Source organism: Rhodopila globiformis, from assembly GCF_002937115.1.
In the GTDB taxonomy this organism is placed as follows: domain Bacteria; phylum Pseudomonadota; class Alphaproteobacteria; order Acetobacterales; family Acetobacteraceae; genus Rhodopila; species Rhodopila globiformis.
This window is the reverse complement of the sequence record NZ_NHRY01000108.1, coordinates 25,640-45,644: the sequence shown is the minus strand read 5'-3', so window position 1 is coordinate 45,644 and position 20,005 is coordinate 25,640. Positions and strand designations below refer to the sequence as shown.

19 protein-coding genes are annotated in these 20,005 nt (G+C 64.2%); 15 read left to right on the top strand and 4 right to left on the bottom strand.

Features of this window, described 5'->3' with window-relative positions:
- Positions 1-276: 276 nt before the first annotated feature.
- From cofC to fgd, 4 genes are read right to left on the bottom strand one after another with little or no spacing between them, the layout of a single operon-like run.
- Positions 277-924 (bottom strand): 2-phospho-L-lactate guanylyltransferase, encoded by a 648-nt coding sequence (gene cofC, locus CCS01_RS10870; protein WP_104518844.1) that lies wholly within the window; start codon positions 922-924, stop codon positions 277-279.
- A gap of 10 nt (positions 925-934) precedes the next feature.
- The gene (cofD, locus tag CCS01_RS10865; protein WP_104518843.1) at positions 935-1,903 is read right to left on the bottom strand and encodes a 2-phospho-L-lactate transferase; all 969 of its coding nucleotides are present in this window, start codon (positions 1,901-1,903) and stop codon (positions 935-937) included.
- Positions 1,900-2,661: a coenzyme F420-0:L-glutamate ligase gene (gene cofE / locus CCS01_RS10860; protein WP_104518842.1), complete on the bottom strand. Its 762-nt coding sequence runs from the start codon at positions 2,659-2,661 to the stop codon at positions 1,900-1,902. The genes cofD and cofE overlap by 4 nt, the downstream gene beginning before the upstream one ends.
- Before the next feature lies 1 nt (position 2,662).
- Positions 2,663-3,670 (bottom strand): glucose-6-phosphate dehydrogenase (coenzyme-F420), encoded by a 1,008-nt coding sequence (gene fgd / locus CCS01_RS10855; RefSeq protein ID WP_104518841.1) that lies wholly within the window; start codon positions 3,668-3,670, stop codon positions 2,663-2,665.
- A gap of 213 nt (positions 3,671-3,883) precedes the next feature.
- Here fgd and CCS01_RS10850 point away from each other — a divergent pair, with 213 nt between their 5' ends.
- From CCS01_RS10850 to CCS01_RS10790, 15 genes are all read left to right on the top strand, one after another.
- Entirely contained in the window at positions 3,884-4,309 is a 426-nt protein-coding gene (locus tag CCS01_RS10850) for an ANTAR domain-containing response regulator (protein WP_239992101.1), read from the top strand.
- Between the two features lie 19 nt (positions 4,310-4,328).
- Complete coding sequence (locus tag CCS01_RS35100; RefSeq protein ID WP_239992102.1) at positions 4,329-4,457, top strand: ANTAR domain-containing protein; 129 nt, start codon at positions 4,329-4,331, stop codon at positions 4,455-4,457.
- Complete coding sequence (locus tag CCS01_RS10845) at positions 4,454-5,536, top strand: CmpA/NrtA family ABC transporter substrate-binding protein (RefSeq protein WP_275112905.1); 1,083 nt, start codon at positions 4,454-4,456, stop codon at positions 5,534-5,536. The genes CCS01_RS35100 and CCS01_RS10845 overlap by 4 nt, the downstream gene beginning before the upstream one ends.
- 159 nt (positions 5,537-5,695) lie before the next feature.
- On the top strand, positions 5,696-5,908 hold the full coding sequence (locus CCS01_RS32700; RefSeq protein WP_146101680.1) for an SAM-dependent methyltransferase: 213 nt from the start codon (positions 5,696-5,698) through the stop codon (positions 5,906-5,908).
- A gap of 118 nt (positions 5,909-6,026) precedes the next feature.
- Positions 6,027-7,283: a thiolase C-terminal domain-containing protein gene (locus CCS01_RS10840; RefSeq protein WP_104518839.1), complete on the top strand. Its 1,257-nt coding sequence runs from the start codon at positions 6,027-6,029 to the stop codon at positions 7,281-7,283.
- A gap of 13 nt (positions 7,284-7,296) precedes the next feature.
- Positions 7,297-7,818, top strand: a complete 522-nt coding sequence (locus CCS01_RS10835) for a Zn-ribbon domain-containing OB-fold protein (RefSeq protein WP_104518838.1) — start codon at positions 7,297-7,299, stop codon at positions 7,816-7,818.
- A gap of 10 nt (positions 7,819-7,828) precedes the next feature.
- The gene (locus CCS01_RS10830) at positions 7,829-8,008 is read left to right on the top strand and encodes a hypothetical protein (protein WP_104518837.1); all 180 of its coding nucleotides are present in this window, start codon (positions 7,829-7,831) and stop codon (positions 8,006-8,008) included.
- Between the two features lie 693 nt (positions 8,009-8,701).
- Entirely contained in the window at positions 8,702-10,036 is a 1,335-nt protein-coding gene (locus CCS01_RS10825; protein WP_104518836.1) for an ABC transporter substrate-binding protein, read from the top strand.
- A gap of 135 nt (positions 10,037-10,171) precedes the next feature.
- Positions 10,172-11,050, top strand: a complete 879-nt coding sequence (locus tag CCS01_RS10820; RefSeq protein ID WP_239992100.1) for a carbohydrate ABC transporter permease — start codon at positions 10,172-10,174, stop codon at positions 11,048-11,050.
- Positions 11,047-11,946 carry a carbohydrate ABC transporter permease gene (locus tag CCS01_RS10815; protein ID WP_104518834.1) on the top strand — a complete coding sequence of 300 codons (900 nt, stop codon included), beginning with the start codon at positions 11,047-11,049 and terminating at the stop codon, positions 11,944-11,946. The genes CCS01_RS10820 and CCS01_RS10815 overlap by 4 nt, the downstream gene beginning before the upstream one ends.
- A gap of 68 nt (positions 11,947-12,014) precedes the next feature.
- On the top strand, positions 12,015-13,118 hold the full coding sequence (locus CCS01_RS10810; RefSeq protein ID WP_104518833.1) for an ABC transporter ATP-binding protein: 1,104 nt from the start codon (positions 12,015-12,017) through the stop codon (positions 13,116-13,118).
- 25 nt (positions 13,119-13,143) lie between these two features.
- A complete protein-coding gene (locus CCS01_RS10805) occupies positions 13,144-14,250 on the top strand; it encodes a malate/lactate/ureidoglycolate dehydrogenase (protein WP_104518832.1) in 1,107 nt (368 codons plus the stop codon).
- Positions 14,247-15,197, top strand: coding sequence for a CobW family GTP-binding protein (locus tag CCS01_RS10800; protein WP_104518831.1), 951 nt, complete (start codon positions 14,247-14,249; stop codon positions 15,195-15,197). Before CCS01_RS10805 ends, CCS01_RS10800 begins: the two co-directional genes overlap by 4 nt.
- Before the next feature lie 309 nt (positions 15,198-15,506).
- Positions 15,507-16,592: an efflux RND transporter periplasmic adaptor subunit gene (locus tag CCS01_RS10795; RefSeq protein WP_158258343.1), complete on the top strand. Its 1,086-nt coding sequence runs from the start codon at positions 15,507-15,509 to the stop codon at positions 16,590-16,592.
- A gap of 1 nt (position 16,593) precedes the next feature.
- The gene (locus CCS01_RS10790; RefSeq protein WP_104518829.1) at positions 16,594-19,725 is read left to right on the top strand and encodes an efflux RND transporter permease subunit; all 3,132 of its coding nucleotides are present in this window, start codon (positions 16,594-16,596) and stop codon (positions 19,723-19,725) included.
- The last annotated feature ends 280 nt before the right edge of the window (positions 19,726-20,005 follow it).

The following is a 20,005-nucleotide window of genomic DNA, read 5'->3' as shown; positions in this document are numbered from 1 at the left end:
CAAGCCGGGCCATGACGATGGGGGAACGCTCTTGGCGCCCAGGCAAGCACTTGATTTTACGGTCATTTCCGACTCGTTTCCAGGATGTGTGCATTGCGTAGGGACACGCCCGGCCATGACGATAGGGCGACGACCACGCCCTGCTCCCCTATGTTAGCGCCTATGCGGACACACCGGGCCATGACGCGGAAGCAACAGGCGGCCCTGTTTTGACGCCCCTGCGGTCTGCGCCGACCAGGATGACTCAGAAACAGCCGCTCTCGATATCGGTCGGTATCAAAATCCGAACCGCTCCAGCAGCGCCAGCGTCCGCGTCGGCATCCTCGGCCGACCCGCAACGAAGGCCCGCAGGTCCACCGGGTGGTCGATATCCAGTCCGATCCCCGGCAGCCTGACGATTGTCGGCTCGATCCCCTTCGCGCGCGCGGCCATCAGGTGCGGGAAATAGCTGTCGTCGCCGAACCGCAGCGGTACGGAGAACGGCGGCGCACAGAGCACGGCGTTCGATCCCAGCTCATCGTGCGCCGGCACGATGGTGAAGGATGGCGCCGACAGGCACGACGCAACGACCGCGTCGATCTCCGCCGAGGTCACCCGCGGAATGTCCCCCGGCACGGTCAGCAGCGCGCCCTTCCCCTCCGCTGCCAATACACGCGCCATGCCGTTCACCGCCCCGGTATGGCCGTCCAGAGCGCCCTCGGTCACCACGCGCGCGCCATACCGGACGGCGAGGTTCGCGGCCACAGGATCGACCGTGTTGACGAGAATGCCGGCCAGCAGGGTCGATCCGGCCAGCGCCGCCAGCACGTCCTCCAGCATCGCCGCGGCCAGGATTTCGCGTTGCTCCGGCGTCAGCACCGACGAGGTGCGCGACTTGGCCCCGGTGAAGGCCTTGACTGGAACGGCCGCCCAGACGTCGATCATCGGTCGTCGATCATCGCTGGCCGCGATGCCGCAGGCCGCGCAATTCCCGCCGCCGCAGCGTGGCCGCTGCCTCGACCACGATCCGGGCCAGCGCTTCCCGGTCCTCGATCGTCGTCATCAGCGTCTGGGCCAGGGTCACGCGGGCATCGATCGAGACGACCTCCGACATGTCGGCATGGTCGATGACATAGCCGTCCAGCAGTTCGGCGTAGCGGTGGGCAACGGTGCCGGCCGACGGGTCCAGGCCCAGTTCGGTCATCATCTTGGCCGTCGGCCCCTTCACCGCCCGGCCGGCGATGATCGGCGACACCGCGATGATCGGCGCCTTGCACGCCATCATCGCCTCCCGCACCCCCGGTATCGCCAGGATCGGCTCGACGCTGATGAACGGGTTGGAGGGGCAGATCACCACCGCTTCCAGCGCCTCATCCGCCAGGGCGGCAATGAAATCCGGGTGCGGCCGGGCGGCGCCGGCGCCCTGGAACTGCAATTCGCTGACCACCGGCTCGCACCGCCGATGGACAAAGTACTCCTGGAAATCCAGCCAGCCGTGTTCCGTCAGCAGCCGGGTGCGCACCGGATCGTCCGTCATCGGCAGCACAAGCGGCCCAACTCCCAGCCGCCGGCAGAAATCGGCCGTGACGGCGGACAGGCTTTCCCCAGCCTTCAGTCGCCGGGTGCGCTCGACATGCAGGGCGACGTCGTGGTCGCCCAGGCGAAACCAGGTCTCGCCGCCCAGCGCTTCCAACGTCGCCATGAACGACCAGGTCTCGTCGTGGCGTCCCCAGCCGAGTTCCCGGTTCGCCAGCCCGGCCAGGGTATAGGTGACCGTGTCGATATCGGGGGAAATCGACAGCCCCAGATGCTCGAAATCGTCGCCGGTGTTGACGACAACCAGCAGGTTCTCCGGGGGCATGATGCGCGACAGGCCAAGGGCGAGCTTGGCGCCCCCTACCCCGCCGGACAAAGCGATGATCACTGGAAAAGATCCTCCTCAGGCGGACGGACGACATCCGCCACCGGCACACTCGGGGCCTGCCACGTCAAGCCCCGAACGATGACGACGGGTTGCGCTTCCGCGGCCTGACCCTGCAACAACGACGCGGCGGCGGCAATCTCGTCCGCGAAGCCGATGATGCTGACCTCCAGCGTGCGGCCGAACAGGTCGGGCTGCCCGCGCAGGTCGATCAGCGACGGGATGCCGGCCGCACCGATGGCGACCCCGGCGGTGCCGCGCCGCCAGGGACGGCCGAAACTGTCGCTGATCACCACGCCGACATCCGCATGGCGCGCCAGCCGGGCGCGGATCGCCGCGGCGGAGCCGTCGGGATCGCGCGGCAACAGCAGCACGCGCTGGTGCCCATCGGCTTCCGCGACGTTTGACTGGTCGATGCCGGCGTTCGCCATCACGAAGCCGAGGCGGTGCTGCATGATCATCAGGTTCGGCCGGCTGCGCACGACCTTGACCGACTCCGACAGCACCACCTCGACGATCCGCGGATCCTTGCCGACCTCGTCCGCCAGCCTGACGGCCTTGGCCGAGGGCACGACATCCGCCAGGTCGACCGTGCGGCCCTCCGCCTTGGAGACGATCTTCTGCGCGATCACCACGACGTCGCGGTCGCGCAGCACCTGCCCGGCACGATCCAGGCCGCCCAGGATCAAGGCTGACAAATCATCCCCGGCCTGCACCATCGGCAGGCCGGGGAGCGCGAACAGTTCCAGCCGGGAGGTCATGTCACCCGAAGCGGGCGCGCAGCTTCGGCAGCACCAGGTCCCCGTACAGTTTGATGAACCGGGCCTGGTCGTCGCCGGGCGCATGAAACACCAGATGACGGAAGCCCATATCGATGTACGGCTTGATCTTCTCGATATGCTCGTCCGGGTCGGATGAGACAATCCAGCGGCTGGCGGCACGTTCGACGGGCAGGGCGTCGGCGAGGCGCTCCATCTCCTTGGGATTGTGCACGGTTACCTTCTCCTCCGGCGTCAGCGCCAGGGCGGCCCAGATTTTGGTGTCCTCCATGGCGCGCCGCTTGTCAGGGTCGAAGGACACCTTCATTTCAATCATCCGGTCGAAGTCCGGCTTCGGCTTCGCGGACAGGGACAGGCCCTCGGCCACGTTCGGCAGCAGGGTCTCGGTGTAGAGGTCCCATTTCTTGCCGCTGGTGCAGATGAAACCATCGGCCATCCGCCCGGCGTATTTCGCGACCTGCGGCCCCGCGCCGGCGACGTAGATCGGCAGGTAGGCGCCGGGCTTGTCGTACACGGTGGCGTTCTGGGTCTTGTAGTACTCGCCCGGGAAGGTCAGTTCGTCCTCCGACCACAGCTTGCGGATCAGGCTGACTGCCTCCCGCAGGCGGGCGAATCGCTCCTTCGTCTCCGGCCACACCATGCCCGTGGCGGGGACTTCGTTCAGCCCCTCGCCCGTGCCGACGCCCAGGATGACGCGTCCCGGAAACAGCGAGCCGAGCGTGCCGAAAACCTGTGCCACGATGGACGGATGATAGCGGAACGTCGGCGTCAGGACGCTGGTGCCCATGACGATGCGCTGCGTGCTGGCTCCCAGGGCGCCCAGCCAGGCGAGGGCGGATGGCGCGTGCCCGTCGGTGTGGCGCCAGGGCTGGAAGTGATCGCTGACGAACACGGAATCGAACCCCGCCTGCTCCGCCGCCACGGAAAAATCCAGCAGCTTACGCGGCGCGAACTGCTCCGCCGAGGCCTTGTAGCCGAGTTTCAGGGTCATGGATCTGCTTCCTTCTGTTGGCCGCAACGCTACCGCCGAGCCTGAGGCGCGGCAATCCGTAGAACAGGCGATGTGCAAGCCATGTGCGCATCGGCTGCCACAAGTTTAAGCGGTCAATGTGCCGGTTTGCTGCCTCACAACGGCGTTCCGATGATCCCGGTGCGGCACGGGCTTTGCCTCTCCTGCCTCCATGCGCATTCGAGATGAACACGCGTGAAAGTGCTCCTGACCGATGACAATGCCGAACGAGCCGGCGCCGTCGCCCATGTGCTGGTTGCCGACGAGGGACTGAGCGTCGTCCGGCTGATGCCTGGCGATCCGCTGGCCGAAGCGCTCGCGGCGCTGGCACCCGATGTCGTCCTGGTCGACATGGCGCGCCCGGACCGCGATGCGCTGGATGGGATCCGCCAGGTGACGGCCCCGAGCGCCCGGCCGGTGGTCCTGTTCGTCGATGAGGACGATCCGACCTTCATGGAGGAGGCCATCAACGCCAGGGTCGCTTCCTACAACGCCGTCGGCATTGCCACCGGATATCAAGCCCATCCTGCGCCCCGCCGTGGGGCTGTTCCGGCGGCTCCAGCAGGCACAGGACGAGTTGAGGCAGGCGGAAGCACGCCTGCGGGACCGGACAGTGATTGATCGGGCAAAAGCGATACTCATGACGCAGCGCCGGTACAGCGAACCGGCGGCCTACCGATGGCTGCGCAGGCACGCCATGAGCAGCGCGCGCCGCATTGCGGACGTGGCACAGGACCTGGTCGATGCCGGGAAAGGGAGCGCGCGATGAGCAAGCCGATCCTTGTCGGGCTGTTACGGCTGGTGGACAGCGCGCCGTTGATTCTTGCCGAGGCCGACGGGCTGTTCGCGCAACAGGGCATCGATGTCGAGATCCACATCGAGCCGTCCTGGTCGAACATCGCCGACAAGCTGGCATACAACATCCTGGACGCGGCCGTGATGCTGCCGCCACTGGCCCTGGCGGCCTGCGCCGGATTGCGTGGCCCCAGGACCCGTCTGGTCGTGCCGATGTCGCTCAGCCAGGGCGGCAACGCGATCGTTGGCAACCATGCTGCCGCGAACAGCCTGAAGGCAGATAGGTCTCCACCCGGCATCAGGCTGCTGGAATGGCTGCAGGCGCAGCAGACCAGGCCACGTTTCGCGGTTGTGCACGCCTTCTCCACCCATAACCTGTTATTGCGTTACTGGCTGGCGTCCGGCGGGGCCGATCCGGATCGTGATATCGAAACGGTCGTCATTCCACCGGAAGAGGTCGTCGCAGCTCTGGCTGCCGGCACGATTTCAGGCTTCTGTGCCGGCGCGCCCTGGGGCGACGTGGCGGAGCGGGAGAACGCCGGGCAGATCCTGGTCGGGACGTCGGTGATCTGGCCGTTCCATCCAGAGAAATGCCTGTGCTTCTCCGGAGCCTGGTCCGAGGCCAATCCGGAGTTGACGCATCGTCTGCTGCGGGCCGTGCTGCAAGCGCAAGTCCGGTGCGACCGATCTGAGGAGGCGGCACGGATTGCAGCGTTGCTGGCCGACCCCAAGAGATTGAACTTGCCGGAGGAGGCCAGCCGCGCGGCCTTGCCGGGTGGCGAAGGGCAGGAACGTATCCGTTTCCATACGCGGGATGCGTGGTTTCCGGCGCGTACGCATGCTCTCTGGTTTCTCGGACAGATGCGCCGATGGGGATGGCTGGATGAAAGGATCGATATGGCGGCGGTGGCGGCGCAGGTTTACCGGCCTGACCTGTTGACGTCGGCCGTGCAGGCGGAAGGTCTTTATCCGGCGGCAGGTCTGCCGTCATTGGAAGGTTCCGCCATGCTGCCGATGCCTAATGATGAAGCATTCGCCCCCAAGCTGCGCTGAATGCAACGAGGATCAGAAGGGCCTAATATACGGTCATATGGCCCTAATACAGGCGATTATTGCCAGCATTATGATCAGCGGCGATCCAAGAATAACTCAAAGTTTCGCACTCTATCAAACTGCCTTGGCACGGCTCTTGCTGAACCCCGTGTAGAGCCGTTGAAAACTCTCGGGGCGGGCCTGCCGCCATCGACGCCGGCTGTCGCGGTGGAAAACGCCTTGCGGCTGAACGAGGCGCACGTTCATGGCACACTGGCGGAATTGCCGGATCTGCTGGACGCCAGCCGGCTTGCCGGACCGAACGTGGTGCTGATCGGTTCGGTGGTCAGCCTGTCGCACGTCGCGCAGGAGGCAGCCCATCTGGCAGCCTGAGCGGCGCCTCCGCTCGGCTGGCGGGCCACGCAACGACAGCCGCCAGGATTGACGTTCCCCCTGTCCGGGGTCAGCATTTTGCAAAATCTGATCACAGGGCCAGAGGGGAGGACGCAGCATGCCGCTGCCGACAGATACTGATGTCAGCACGCCGAAATATCTGCGCGACAAGTATGCGATCGTCGGAGTTGGCGAGACGACCTACATGCGCGGCTCCAATATGACGACACGGGCCCTGGGAACCTGGGCCCTGCGCAACGCGGCGGCCGATGCCGGGATCAGGACGTCCGACATCGACGGGATGCTGTCCTATTCCAACAACGACAGCACGCCGGCGCCCTTCATGGCCGGCGACATCGGCGCGAGGCTGGACTTCTACATGGATTGTATCGGCGGCGGATCATCGACCGAGGCGCTGATCGGCATTGCCATCGGCGTGATGGAAGCCGGGCTGTGCACGTGCGTGGCGATATTCCGCGCTATGAACGGATTCTCGCAGGTGCGCATCGGCGGAACCGGCGCGCGGTCGGCGGCGCCGATTGGCGGCGACATGCTGCACAGCCGCGCCTATGGCTGGCAAAGCGCCGGGCAGATGTTCAGTCCGACCTTCATGCGGTACATGTATCAACATGGCACCAGGCCGGAACAGGTCGCCATGGTGAAGGTGGTGCATTCCGAGCACGCCTCCAACAATCCAAAGGCATACTACAAGAAACGATACACCGTTGATGACGTGCTGAGCAGCCGGATCATCTGCAAGCCGCTGCACCTGCTGGATTGCTGCGTCGAAACGGACAACGCCACGGCGATCATCGTGACGCGTGCCGATCGCGCCAGGGACATGCGGCATACGCCAGCGCTGATCCGTGGGATCGTCGGCCGGTGCAGCAAGCCGCGGATGGACATGCATTATCAGACCGGGCCAATCGAGCGTGTCGGTGCCTATTATGCCAAGGACATCCTGTGGCCGAACGCCGGCGTCGGGCCGGAGGACATCGACGCCACCGGCGCCTATGACGCATTCACCTTCACCTCCATGCTGCAACTGGAGGACTACGGGTTCTGCAAGAAGGGTGAAGGCGGCGAGTATGTCTCCTCGGGCATCACCCGGCTGGGCGGGCGGCGGCCGAACAACACCTCCGGCGGACATCTGTGCGAAGGCTACACCCACGGCATGAACATGGTGATCGAGAACGTGCGCCAGTTGCGGCACGCCGCCGACGATTCCTGCCCGATCGGCCCGGACGGCAAGCGGCAACATACCTATGACTATCGCGAGGGCGGTTGCCGGCAGGTCAGGGCCATCGAGGTCACGGCCAACCTGGGCTGGGCAAATCCGATGACGACATCCGCGATGGTGATGCGGCGCGGCTGAGGGAGGAAGACTCGTGTCAATCCAGGCAAACTATCTCGGCATGCCGCTGTCCATCGATGAACTGGATCAGGAAAACCTGGCCTATTTCGCCCACTGCGCGCGGCACGATTTTCAGCTGCAGAAATGCGACGATTGCGGCCTGCTGCGGTATCCGCCCACAACCGGCTGCCCCTGGTGCGCCAGCCCGAGGGCCACCTGGACTCCAGTGGAGGGCCGTGGCGAAGTCCATTCGTATGTGGAAGTGCATCACGCGATCCAGCCGGCGTTCAAGGCCCATACGCCGTATATGGTCCTGCTGGTCGATCTCGATACCCAGAAGGGGCAGCCGTCGGAAACCGAAGCCCTGCGGGTCGTCGGCAACCTGACAACGCCGGACGGCGCCCTGGCACCGCCGGACCTGGTTCGCCAGATCGGCATCGGCACACGGGTGCGCATGGTTTTCAGCGACGTCGCCGATGCGCTATCGTTGCCCCAGTGGACAATCGATGGCGCGGCCTTGCAGCCGACCAGGCCATGGCGCTATCCGCAGGAGTGAGTGCGAGGCCATGCTGACCGACCCGGTGACAAACAACGCCATGCAGGCGGCCAGTTTGCTGACCGGTGCCACGATGGCCGGATTCCTGGTGGCACGCCTGATCTGGCGGCGCACCCCAATGTTGCAGTTCATCATTGTTGGTGTTTATTTTGTGTCGGTTCTTGGCTTCATTCTCTATTACACGCTGTAGGGGTCTCTGCCTCGCCATCTCGTTGCCCTGTGCTGAAGGCTCCGGCAGGGTCGCTACTTGTACTCATCCGAACCGGCCGGGCAACCTGTCAGGCCTCCGTCGGCTTCTGGGATTATTCGGTCGCAGATGGTAACAGAATTATGAAGAGGCAATGCGGTGGGTGCGGCCCCGCGCATTTGGCCCGGGCTACCTTCATCACCTCCGTCGGCGCAGAGAATGCCCGGACGATGCGGCCATGACGATGAGGACAGGGGGCCTAAGCGTCCCAACCCACCTGCGGTCTGCTGTAGCGATCGGCATCAGGGCGGGCCGCGCTATCTGAAAAATCAGTCAGATCCCGGCGTGACGTTGCCTGACGATCCGGTAAAGGATAGCGTGAGCACACTGGTTCCGAGGGCGTACCGGGCGCTCCGGCATGTTGACAGGACGTACGATCCGGTCAACAGGGCAGACAATAATAGTGACGCGGCCGGACAACAGGCCGCAGTCAGGGAGATGTGTTCATGGGTGCGTTGACGCACCGGTTTAGGATTGCCCCACGCCAGCCGGCCACAGCGAGAGAGGCTGCTGAGCACGCGCGACCAATGGCTGTTCGCGCGGCGCGGCTCACGCCCTCCGACAAGCCCGCCAAGACCAACGAGTATCCAGGAAGGACGTCACGTGACCATGCCTGAGACGACCAGGACCGGAACCATGGGTAAGGCAACCCGCCGAAGCATGCTCAAGCTGGCAGCCGCGTCCGCAGCACTGCCTCTGGTTCATATCCGCTCCGGCCGGGCGGCGGGCAAGCTTTCGGTCGCTTTCTGGGATCATTGGGTGCCGTCCGGCAACGCGGTCATGAAGAAACAGATCGCTGACTGGGCCGCCAAGACCCAGGTCGAGGTGCAGACCGACTTCATCACCTCGGTCGGGCAAAAGAACGTCCTGACGATCGCCGCCGAGCACCAGGCGAAAACAGGTCACGACATCCAGGCGTTCCCGACATGGGAGGTGTTGAACAACGCCGACACGCTGGAACCGATGGACGACGTGATGAAGCACCTGACCGGGAAGTATGGCCCGGTGAACCAGGTCTGCGAATACCTCGCCAAGGTGAAAGGCAACTGGCTGGCGGTGCCGACGAGTTCCGGCACGCAGTATAAAGGCCCGTGCGGCCGCATCAGCGTGCTGAAGGAAAAAGCGGGCCTCGATGTGGTCGCCATGTATCCGGCCAGGGAGGTGCATACGCGCGAGTCGGATGGCTGGACCTGGGACGCCCATTACAAGGCGGCCGACGCCTGCGCGAAGGCCGGAATGCCGTTCGCCATCGGTCTCGGCCAGACCAGCGATTCCGTCGATACCGCCGGCGCCCTGTTCCGGGCTTTTGGCGCCGAGCTGGTGGACAAGGACGGTAACATTACCGTCAAGTCGGACAAGGTGCGGGCTGTCCTGGAATTCGGGCAGACGTTCGTGAAGGTCCTGCCGGACGACGCCGTCAGCTATGACGACGCCTCCAACAACCGCGCCCTGATCGCCGGCAAGAGCGCCCTGATCTGGAATCCGCCGTCGGCCTGGGCGGTGGCCAAGCGCGACGCGCCGAAGGTTGCGGCCGATTGCTGGACGTTCTCAGCGCCGTCCGGTCCGGATGGCCGCTTCGTCCCCTATCTTCCATTCTTCTGGGGCGTGTGGTCCTTCAGCAGGAACAAGACCGCCGCCAAGGAGTTGATCACGTATCTGCTGCAACGCGAACCGGTCGAGCAGCGCTGCACCGCCGTGTTCGGCTATGATGTACCGCCGTTCAACTCGATGCTCAATTTCAAGGTCTGGCAGGAGGTCGAGCCACCGAAAGGCACGGTCTATAACTACCCGATCCGGCCGGTCCACAAGGCGACCGCACATATCGCGGGAATGCCGGCACCGTCGGATATCGCCGTGCAGATCTACAATCGCGGCACCATGCCGACGATGCTGGCGAAGCTGAAGAGCGGTCAGTCAGTCGACCAGGTCATCAGCTGGGCATCTGATGAACTGGAAGGCTTTACCCGCTGACCTGAGACAGGCCAGGCCGGCGGCAACCGGCCCGGTCGGACAAAGTGGGGTTTGGGAGGCACAAGAATGGCAAGCGGCACGAGCATCCCCATAGGGGTGATGACAGCTGGAAGGACCGGCGTCCAACGAGGCAGCATGCGGCGGTTTGCCCAACGGCGATCCACCATCGCATTCCTGCTGTGTCTGCCGTTGATCCTGCTGATCGCGACGTTCGTGGTCTATCCGGCGATCTACGCCATCTACCTCAGCATGCTGAACAAGAAGATGACCACGTTCGTCGGCCTGGGCAATTTCGCGTTCCTGCTCAGGCGCCACACCTTCCAGCTCGTCATCTTCCAGAGTTGCCTGTTCGCCATCACCTCCGTGGTGTTGAAGGCCATCATCGGCTTCATCCTGGCGCACCTGATGCACAACATCCCGGGCAAGAACCAGCGCATCTGGCGCGGGCTGCTGCTGGTGCCCTGGGTGATACCGCTGGCTCTGTCCACCCTGACCTGGTGGTGGATGTTCGACCCCTCCTACTCGGCGTTCAACTGGGTGCTGAACCGGTTCGGGATCGCCAGTGTGCCGTGGCTCGGCGTCGGCTGGATTGCCCGATTCTGCACGATCACGGTCAATGTCTGGTACGGCACGCCGTTCTTCATGATCATGTACCTGGCCGCCCTGAAGTCGGTGCCGGACCAGCTGTATGAGGCGGCAGCCATCGACGGCGCCAACGCCGTGCAGAAGCTGTTCTTCGTGACCCTGCCGATGATGCGCAACATCATCGCGATCACGGTGCTGTTCAGCCTGATCGTGACCTTCGCCGACTTCGACATCGTGCGCATCCTGACCGCCGGCGGGCCGCAGGACATGACCCACGTCTTTGCGACCTATGCGTTCCAGGTCGGCATCCAGTCCGGCGACATCCCGCTGGGCGCCGCCGACAGTCTGTTCATGTTCCCGATCCTGGCCTTCGCGGCATTCTTTGTTCTGCGCGGCGTCACCCAGCGGACCAAGGAGATCGCGGCATGAGCACGTCCGTTGCAACCGCTGGCCGCCGCGCCCCCACCACCGCCCACAAGCACAGCCTGCACCGCAGCCGGATGTGGGCGCTCTGGGGCAGCTACATCGCGCTGGGCGTGTTCGTCATCATGTTCCTGATCCCGCCATTCTACACGCTGATGACCAGCCTGAAGTCGTCGGCGGAGATCTCGGCGCAGACGGGAAGCCCCTGGATCGTTCACCATCCGACACTGGCGAATTTCTGGTACCTGATCACATACCCGAATTTCCAGCGGTACTACCTGAACTCCATCATCGTCACGGTGCTGACGGTGGCGGTGTCGATGGTCATCTCCGTGCTGGCGGCGTTCAGCCTGTCGCGGATGGGGTTCTGGGGCAGCCAGACGCTGTCGACTGGGGTTTTCCTGACCTACCTGGTTCCTTCGTCGCTGCTGTTCATTCCGCTGTTCCAGATCGTCGGGTGGCTCGGCCTGATCAACAATTTCTGGTGCCTGGTGCTGCTGTATCCCACCCTGGCGGTGCCGTTCTGTACCTGGATCATGATCGGCTACTTCAGTTCCATCCCCAAGGAGCTGGATGAAGCCGCTCTGATCGACGGCGCGGGATATCTGCAGATCCTGTGGAAGATCTTCATCCCGGTGGCAATGCCTGGCATCATCGCCGCAACGATCTTCGCATTCACCGTAGCCTGGGGCCAGTTCCTGTATCCGCTGGCCTATCTCTACACCTCGAACCAGATGGTGCTGACGGTCGGTATCATTTCCGATCTGATTCGCGGTGACGTCTTCCAGTGGGGCAAGATCATGGCGGCCTGCCTGCTGGCTTCATTGCCGCCCATCCTGATCTATGCCTTCCTGATGGATTACTACGTCGCCGGCCTCACCGCCGGTGCGACCAAGGGCTAGAAACCAACAGAAGGATCCATGGCCGGGTCCGCCTGGCCATGGATCCCATCGAAGGAAACGGAGCAAGCATGGCTGAAGTGTCCTGCCGCAAGGTCATCAAGGAATACGATGGCGGTGTGCAAGCGGTAAAAGGCATCGACCTGGACATCGCCGATCATGAATTCGTCGTCCTGGTCGGCCCATCCGGCTGCGGCAAGTCGACGACGTTGCGCATGATCGCGGGCCTGGAAGAGATCACCTCCGGCGAGATCTGGATTGCCGGCGACGTGGTGAACGACGTGCCGCCGCGGGATCGCGACATTGCCATGGTGTTCCAGAATTACGCCCTGTACCCGCACATGAGCGTGTTCGACAACATGGCGTTCGGCCTGAAGCTGCGGAAATTCCCCAGGGACGAAATCAAGCGGCGTGTGGATGAAGCCGCGCGTATTCTCGATCTTGTGCCATTGCTGGAGCGCAAGCCGCGTGCGCTGTCGGGCGGTCAGCGCCAGCGCGTCGCCATGGGCCGGGCGATCGTGCGCAACCCGAAGGTGTTCCTGTTCGACGAACCACTGTCGAATCTGGATGCCAAGCTGCGCGTCCAGATGCGGACCGAGATCAAGAAGGTGCACCAGACCGTTCGCACCACGACGATCTACGTCACGCATGATCAGATCGAGGCCATGACCCTCGCCGATCGGGTCGTCGTCATGAACGGCGGTCATATCGAGCAGGTCGGGACACCGCAGGAACTTTATCATCATCCCGCTACCCGCTTCGTCGCCGGGTTCATCGGATCGCCGGCGATGAACTTCCTGCCCTGCCGGGTCCAGGACGCCGCGAACGGCAACCTTGCGGTCAAGGTGACGGACTCGATCGTGCTGCCTGTCCCGCCTGCCAGGGCGGATCGCTACGCCAAATACAAGGATAAGAGCATGATCCTCGGACTTCGGCCCGAGCATCTGTTCGAATACCACGAGCAGGGCAAGCCCGGCTGGACCCGGGTCGATCTGCCGGTCGACGTCGTGGAGCCGATGGGCATGGAGACGATGGTTCACTTCTTCGTCGATGGCGTTCCCGTCTGTGCCCGGGTGGATCCGGCGACTCATGCCGAACCGAATGAAATGCTGCCGCTGACGGCTGATCTCAACCAGATGCATCTGATGCATCCGGAAACCGGCCAGGTGGTCTGATCAGAGGGAAGACGACAGTCGAAGTATGGCTTACGAGACAACGACGATCCCGGTTGAAACCTTGCGCAGCTTCACGGCCGATATCTTCGCCGCTGCCGGCTGCGACCGACCGGAGGCTGAGCAGATTGCCCATTATCTGCTGTCCGCCAATCTGACCGGCCACGATAGCCACGGCGTCATCCGCACGCCGCGCTATATCCTCTGGCTGCAGGAAGGGAAGGTGCGCGCCGGCCAGACGCTGACGGTCGTGCACGAGACGGCAACGCAGGCGACCTTGGACGGCAATTACGGCTTCGGCCAGACGATAGGCCCGCTCGCCGTGGACGTCGGCATCGCGAAGGCGCAGCAGGCCGGCATGGCGGCGATCGGCCTGCGAAACGCCGGCCACGTGGGACGCATCGGCGACTGGGCCGAGCGGGCAGCGGCAGCCGGACTGATTTCCATTCATTTCGTGAATGTGCAGGCCGGCGAACTGGTGGCGCCTTTCGGCGGCGTCGACCGCCGGTTTTCCACCAATCCCATCTGCATTGGCGTGCCGACCGACAAGGGACCGATCATCTTGGATTTCGCGACGTCGCTGGTGGCGGAGGGGAAAGTCCTGGTGGCGTCGAACGGCGGGAAACCGGTTCCGCCTGGCGCGCTGATTGAGCCTTCGGGCAAGCTGTCGTCCGATCCAAGGACGCTGTACGGGCCGATCGACGGCACCCGCGTCCGGGACTCCGCGAACGGCGAGGGTGCGTTGCGCACCTTCGGGGAGCACAAGGGATCGGGTCTCGCCTTCATGTGTGAACTGCTGGCCGGCTGCCTGACCGGCGGCGGCACGTCCGGGCCGATCCCCGGCGGCAAGCGCGGGCGGATCGCCAATGGCATGCTGTCGATATACCTGTCTCCCGGCAGCTTCGGCACCGCAAGGTTTTCCGACGCGGTGCACGACTATGCCCGCTATGTCAAAGCGTCCCGCCCCGCGGAATCCGGGGTTGAGGTACTGATCCCTGGCGAGCCGGAAATCCGCAAACGCCAGGAAAGGCTGCGAAACGGCATTCCGCTTCAGGCGGAGACCTGGGCCGCGATCTGCGACACCGCCCGGTCGCTCGGGTTGAGCCCGCCCGCAGCGGCGGTGCCGAACACTTGATACCGGTTTCGGTCGTTACCGGCTTCCTGGGAAGCGGCAAGACGACCCTGATCAGCCGCGTGCTTCGGGACCCGGTTTATGCGCGCACCGCCGTTGTCGTGAACGAGTTCGGCGAGATCGGGCTGGACCATGATCTGATCGCTAACAGTAACGACTCGGTGCTGACGCTGAGCACAGGATGCCTTTGCTGCACGGTACAGACAGACCTGGCACGGACATTGATGGCGCTGTTCGATCGCCGGGATACCTACGACCGGGTGATCGTCGAGACGTCGGGCCTGGCGGATCCGTCCCCCATGCTGCAGGTCATGATGACCGACCGCGATGTCCTCGCCACGCACCAAATTCCGGCTGTCGTGACGTTGGTCGATACAGTACATGGCGATCTGGCCCTGGCGCAGCACGCCGAAGCCCGGAACCAGGTTGCCCTGGCCGACGTGCTGCTGATCAGCAAGACGGACCTTGCCGAACCGGCCGATCGGCTGCTGCAGATGCTGGATGACCTGAATCCAGCCGCGCCGCGGAGACGGACGACAGAGGCCGATCCCTCGATTTTCTTCGGCAGTTCCTCGCCGCAGGCCTTGTCCCGGCGCCTGATGGCCACCGAGCGGCGGCGGAGCCACGGCCAGATCGAGACGTTTACCATTACCCGGGATAAACCGCTGCCCGCGCTTGCGTTGACCCTGCTGTTGCAGGCGATCGCCGAGCATTGCGGGCCGCGTCTGTTGCGCCTGAAAGGCCTCGTTGCCATTCAGGAGATGCCTGGACAACCAGCCGTCATCCATGGCGTCCGCCACGTCGTCAGCCCGCCCGACTTCCTGCACCGCTGGCCGAGCGCGGACGAGACGACCCGGATCGCCTTCATCACCAGGAACGTGCCGCGGCACTTCGTGTCCCGGTTGCTGGATGCGATCGAGGAGGAAGTGCGCGACGCGATGGCCGCCTGACCGATGATTTGCAGGCAACGCGGCGGCTTGCTGTCATGGCCGCGCGGGAACGCCGGGCTACCCGCCGTCGCATCGGCCTGCGGCCCGGCGGTTTGCGCACGGCGGTCCTTGCGGCGTCCGCCGCCGAACCTTGCGGCATCTCGGACACGCTGTCCTATTGCCATAGGAAAGCATTACCCCACTTTTATGCATGCGCCACAACGGGCGCCTGACATGGAATCCCGCTTGATGCACCTACCTCGCCTACCGTGTGCGCTCGTCGCCGTGCTCGCCGCCCTGTTGCTCCCGCCGGCCGTGGGACAGGCACAAATGCCGGGTGGTCCGCCATCCGTCGGTGTCGAGCGGGCCGCCCAGACGGCGATCACCGAAACGTCGGAGTTCGTGGGCCGCATCCAGTCGGTCGATCGCGTCGTGCTGACGGCACGGGTCACCGCCTTCCTCGACCAGCGCCTGTTCACGGAGGGGTCGGAGGTCAAGCAAGGCGACCTGCTGTATCGCCTGGAGCGCGCCCCATTCGAGGCGTCGGTGCAGCAACAGGAAGCCGCGGTCGCGGATGCCAGTGCACGCCTGGCCAATGCGAATATCCAGCTCGCGCGGGCCCAGTCGCTGCTCAATACCCCGGCCGGCCAGCGCTCCAACGTCGACGATGCGATTGCCAACCAGCGCTCCCAGGCGGCGCAGGTCATGTCGGCGCAGGCGCAGTTGCGCCAGGCGCAGATCAACCTGGACTACACCGAGATCCGCGCGCCGATTTCCGGGAAGATCAGCCGCACCAGTATCACCGTCGGCAACGTTGTTTCGCCGAGTTCCGGCCCGCTTGCCACTATCGTCAGCCAGGACCCGATGTATGTCCTGTTTCCGGTGGCGTCCCGCGCCCAGGCCGAACTCGAGAAGCGATACGCCGACAAGGGTGGAATGAACGCGGTCGTCGTCAAGCTGCGGCTCCCGGATGGGACGATGTACGACCGGGACGGCAAGATCGATTATGTCGAACCAACCGTTTCGGCAACCACCGACACGATCATGTTGCGGGCACGGATTCCGAACCCCGTGCGAATACCGGCCACGGAAGGCCAACCGGTGGAGCGGACACTGGTGGACGGCGCCTTCGTCAACGTTCTGGTCGAGGGCATCGAGCCGGTGATGGCGCTTGGCATACCGCGCAAGGCCGTGTTGTCGGACCAGCAGGGCGACTACGTCTATGTCGTCGGCCCGGACAAGAAAGTCGAGCAGCGCCGGATCCAACTGGGACAGTCCACGCCAACGATCGCCGTGGTCGCCGGAGGCCTGAAGGAGGGCGAAATGGTCGTCACCGAGGGCATCCAGCGGGTCCGACCTGGCATCGCGGTCAATCCGGGTCCCGCCACGCCGCCGCCGCACGCGGGCAGGTCGTAGCATGATTTCCGGAGTCTTCGTTGATCGCCCGCGGCTCGCGATTGTCATCGCCATTCTGTTGACGCTGGCGGGCGCCCTGGCGCTGATGCGCATCCCGGTTTCGCAGTTCCCGGATATCGTTCCGCCTCAGGTCACCGTGTCCACGACGTTCCAGGGCGCGTCCGCGGCCGTGGTGGAACAGACCGTTGCCCAGCCTCTGGAAGCTGCGGTCGTCGGCGTGGACAAGATGATCTACATGAAGTCCAACAGCGGCAACGACGGCAGCTATACGCTGACCGTCAGCTTCGAGTTGGGCACCAATCCGGACATCGACACGGTCAACGTCAACAACCGCGTCCAGCAGGCCCTCGCCCGCCTGCCGCAGGAGGTTCAGCGATACGGCCTGACGGTGCGCAAGCGCTCGGCCGCAATCCTGGAATTCCTGCAATTCTACAGCGAGGGCGGCAAGCAGGATCCGCTGTTCATCAGCAACTATGTGACGATCAATGTGCTCGACCGGCTGGCGCGCGTGCCAGGTGTCGGCGACAGCACCCTGTTCGGCCGGCTCGATTACTCGATGCGGATCTGGTTCGATATGGACCGGCTGGTGGAGCTGAACCTGTCACCGGCGGACATCATTGCCGTTATCCAGTCGCAGAACGTTCAGGCGGCCGTCGGTCGTGTCGGCGCAAGGCCAACCAGTAACGCCACGCAGTTCCAGCTCAACCTCCAGACCCAGGGCCGCCTGGTGACGCCCGCGCAGTTCGGCGACATCGTCATCCGCGCGAACCCCGACGGATCCGTGCTGCACATCCGCGATGTGGCGCGCGTCGAACTTGGCGCGGCCAACTCCGATACCATGAGCCGTTTGAACGGCAATCCGGCGGTTTCGATTGGTCTGTACCTGGCGCCCGGGGCAAACGCGGTCGCGACGTCGGCCCGGGTCACTGCTGCCCTGAACGAGCTTTCGACGCGGTTTCCCCCCAGCATCAAGGCGCGTGTCTTCTACGACAGCAGTTCATTCGTCGCCGATACCATCAGCGAGGTCGAGAAGACCATCGGGATTGCCTTCCTCCTCGTCGTCGCGGTGGTCTTTGTCTTCCTCGGCAGTTTCCGCGCGACCATCATTCCGATGGTGGCCATCCCGGTCAGTCTGATCGGCACGTTCGCGTTCCTGCTGGCGTTTGGATTCTCGGCCAATACCATCTCCCTGCTCGCGATGGTGCTTGGGATCGGCATCGTCGTGGACGATGCCATCGTGGTGGTCGAGAACGTCGAACGGGTAATGGCGGAAGAACCGGAGTTGTCTGCCGCCGAAGCGACGAAAAAGGCGATGGCGCAGATCACCGCGCCGGTTATCGCGATCTCATTGGTGCTGTTGTCGGTGTTTGTCCCGGTAGCGTTCATTCCGGGTCTGTCAGGAACGCTGTTCCGGCAGTTCGCGGTGACCATCAGTGTCTCGATGCTGATATCCGCGATCATTGCGTTGACCTTGTCACCGGCCCTGTGCGCCCTGTTCCTGCGCCACACCCGCCGGCCGCGTGGTGTCATCGGATGGATGCTGTTCGGTATCGACAAGGTCCGCGATGGATATTCCGCGGCCGTCAATCGGCTTTTGCGCATTGCGCTGCTGTCCGTTGTGGCCATTGCCGGCGCAGGCATCGGGATCATGCTGCTGGGAAGGACCACGCCAACAGGCTTCCTGCCGGAGGAGGATCAGGGCGCCGTGTTCACCCTGGTTCAGCTTCCCGATGGCGCATCGGTCGAACGAACACGCGCAGTCGTCCAGCAGGTCGAGAACCTGATACGCCCCATGCCGCAGGTTGAGGCCGTCCTGTCCATTGTCGGATTCTCCCTGCTCGACGGCGGCAACGAGCCGAACGCGGCGTTCATCGTCACGCGTCTCAAGCCATTCGACCAGCGCGAGGGTCCGGCGGATGGCGTCCGTGCCGTGCTGGGCCATATTTTCGGCGCGGCCCAGCAAATCCGTTCAGCCGTCGTCTTCCCGTTCAACCTGCCGCCGATCATTGGCCTGTCCACCAGTGGCGGCTTTGAATACCAGCTGGAGAACCTGGAAGGCCGCCCGCCGGAGGATATGGCGAGCGTCATGCAGGGCATGGTCGCGGCGGCAAACCAGGACCCGCGGCTGACGCGCGTCTTCTCGACGTTTACCGCATCGAACCCGTCGATCTGGCTCGACATCGATCGTGAGAAGGCTCAGGCGCTGGGGCTGTCGATTGCCAATGTCTTCAATGCCTTGCAGACGACGCTGGGCGGCTACTATGTCAATGACTTCAACCTGTTTGGCCGCACCTGGCAGGTGAACATCCAGGGCAATGCGCTCGATCGCAGCGATCCGGCGGCGATCTATAAGATCTACGTTCGCAACAACCGGGGCGAGATGGTGCCGCTGCGGGCGATCACCAATGTCCGTATCCAGCTCGGCCCACAGGTCATCAGCCGCTACAACAACTACCGCAGCGTAACGATCAACGGCACGCCGAGGCCGGGGGTTTCGTCCGGCGAGGCGCTGAAGGCCATGGACCAGCTTTCGCGCACGACCTTGCCACCGGGCTATTCCTATGAATGGACGGGCACTGCCTATCAGGAACGGGAAGCGTCCGGGCAAACCGCGTACATCCTCGCCCTGGCGGTGCTGTTCGCCTACCTGTTCCTGGTGGCGCTGTACGAGAGCTGGATGATCCCGATCCCAGTGCTGCTTTCGGTGACGGTCGGCGTTCTGGGCGCTTTTATCGGACTCAAGGTTTCCGGCCTGCCGCTGGATCTGTATGCCCAGATCGGCATGGTCGTGCTGATCGCGCTGGCGGCCAAGAACGGCATCCTGATCGTGGAGTTCGCCAAGGAGCAGCGGGAGGCCGGCCTGCCGATCCGTTACGCGGCCGCGCTGGGCGCCCGGATGAGGATCCGAGCCGTGCTGATGACCTCGATTGCGTTCATCTTCGGGCTTATCCCGCTGGTGTGGGCGCATGGCGCCGCGATGCTGAGCCGCCGGGCCGTCGGCACCGCTGTGTTCGCAGGCATGATCGTGGCAAGCTCGATCGGCGTGTTCCTGATCCCGATGCTGTACGTCGTGTTCCAGACCACGCGGGAGAAGGTCAAGCAGCAGTTCCGCCGTTCGGGCGGTCACGCCTGAACGGCGGCGGGCTGGCGGAGATGGACGCAAAGCCAATCGGCGAAGGCTATTGTTTCTATAAAATAACAATATGACTGGTCCGGGCTATCCAAGCCGCACAGGCGCTGACATAACGGCGGCCATTACTCCTCCGTCATGGCCGGGCGTGTCCCGGCCATCCGCGCTGCGACGGTGGGGGGTGGATGGCCGGGACAAGCCCGGCCATGACGGAGGGGCAACGAGCTTAGCCGCCCCCCCGACTCAATCAGCGCCTATGCGGACAAGCCGGACCATCACACCG

Bases quoted from the DNA above. Each gene is read 5' to 3' on its own strand.
- CCS01_RS10815 (WP_104518834.1), top strand. From the start codon at position 11,047: ATGAGCACGTCCGTTGCAACCGCTGGCCGCCGCGCCCCCACCACCGCC.
- CCS01_RS10805 (WP_104518832.1), top strand. From the start codon at position 13,144: ATGGCTTACGAGACAACGACGATCCCGGTTGAAACCTTGCGCAGCTTC.
- cofE (WP_104518842.1), bottom strand. From the start codon at position 2,661: ATGACCTCCCGGCTGGAACTGTTCGCGCTCCCCGGCCTGCCGATGGTG.
- cofC (WP_104518844.1), bottom strand. From the start codon at position 924: ATGATCGACGTCTGGGCGGCCGTTCCAGTCAAGGCCTTCACCGGGGCC.
- CCS01_RS10845 (WP_275112905.1), top strand. From the start codon at position 4,454: ATGAGCAAGCCGATCCTTGTCGGGCTGTTACGGCTGGTGGACAGCGCG.
- CCS01_RS10825 (WP_104518836.1), top strand. From the start codon at position 8,702: ATGGGTAAGGCAACCCGCCGAAGCATGCTCAAGCTGGCAGCCGCGTCC.
- fgd (WP_104518841.1), bottom strand. From the start codon at position 3,670: ATGACCCTGAAACTCGGCTACAAGGCCTCGGCGGAGCAGTTCGCGCCG.
- CCS01_RS10790 (WP_104518829.1), top strand. From the start codon at position 16,594: ATGATTTCCGGAGTCTTCGTTGATCGCCCGCGGCTCGCGATTGTCATC.
- CCS01_RS10840 (WP_104518839.1), top strand. From the start codon at position 6,027: ATGCCGCTGCCGACAGATACTGATGTCAGCACGCCGAAATATCTGCGC.
- CCS01_RS10830 (WP_104518837.1), top strand. From the start codon at position 7,829: ATGCTGACCGACCCGGTGACAAACAACGCCATGCAGGCGGCCAGTTTG.
- CCS01_RS35100 (WP_239992102.1), top strand. From the start codon at position 4,329: ATGACGCAGCGCCGGTACAGCGAACCGGCGGCCTACCGATGGCTGCGC.
- CCS01_RS10795 (WP_158258343.1), top strand. From the start codon at position 15,507: ATGCCGGGTGGTCCGCCATCCGTCGGTGTCGAGCGGGCCGCCCAGACG.
- CCS01_RS10810 (WP_104518833.1), top strand. From the start codon at position 12,015: ATGGCTGAAGTGTCCTGCCGCAAGGTCATCAAGGAATACGATGGCGGT.
- CCS01_RS10820 (WP_239992100.1), top strand. From the start codon at position 10,172: ATGCGGCGGTTTGCCCAACGGCGATCCACCATCGCATTCCTGCTGTGT.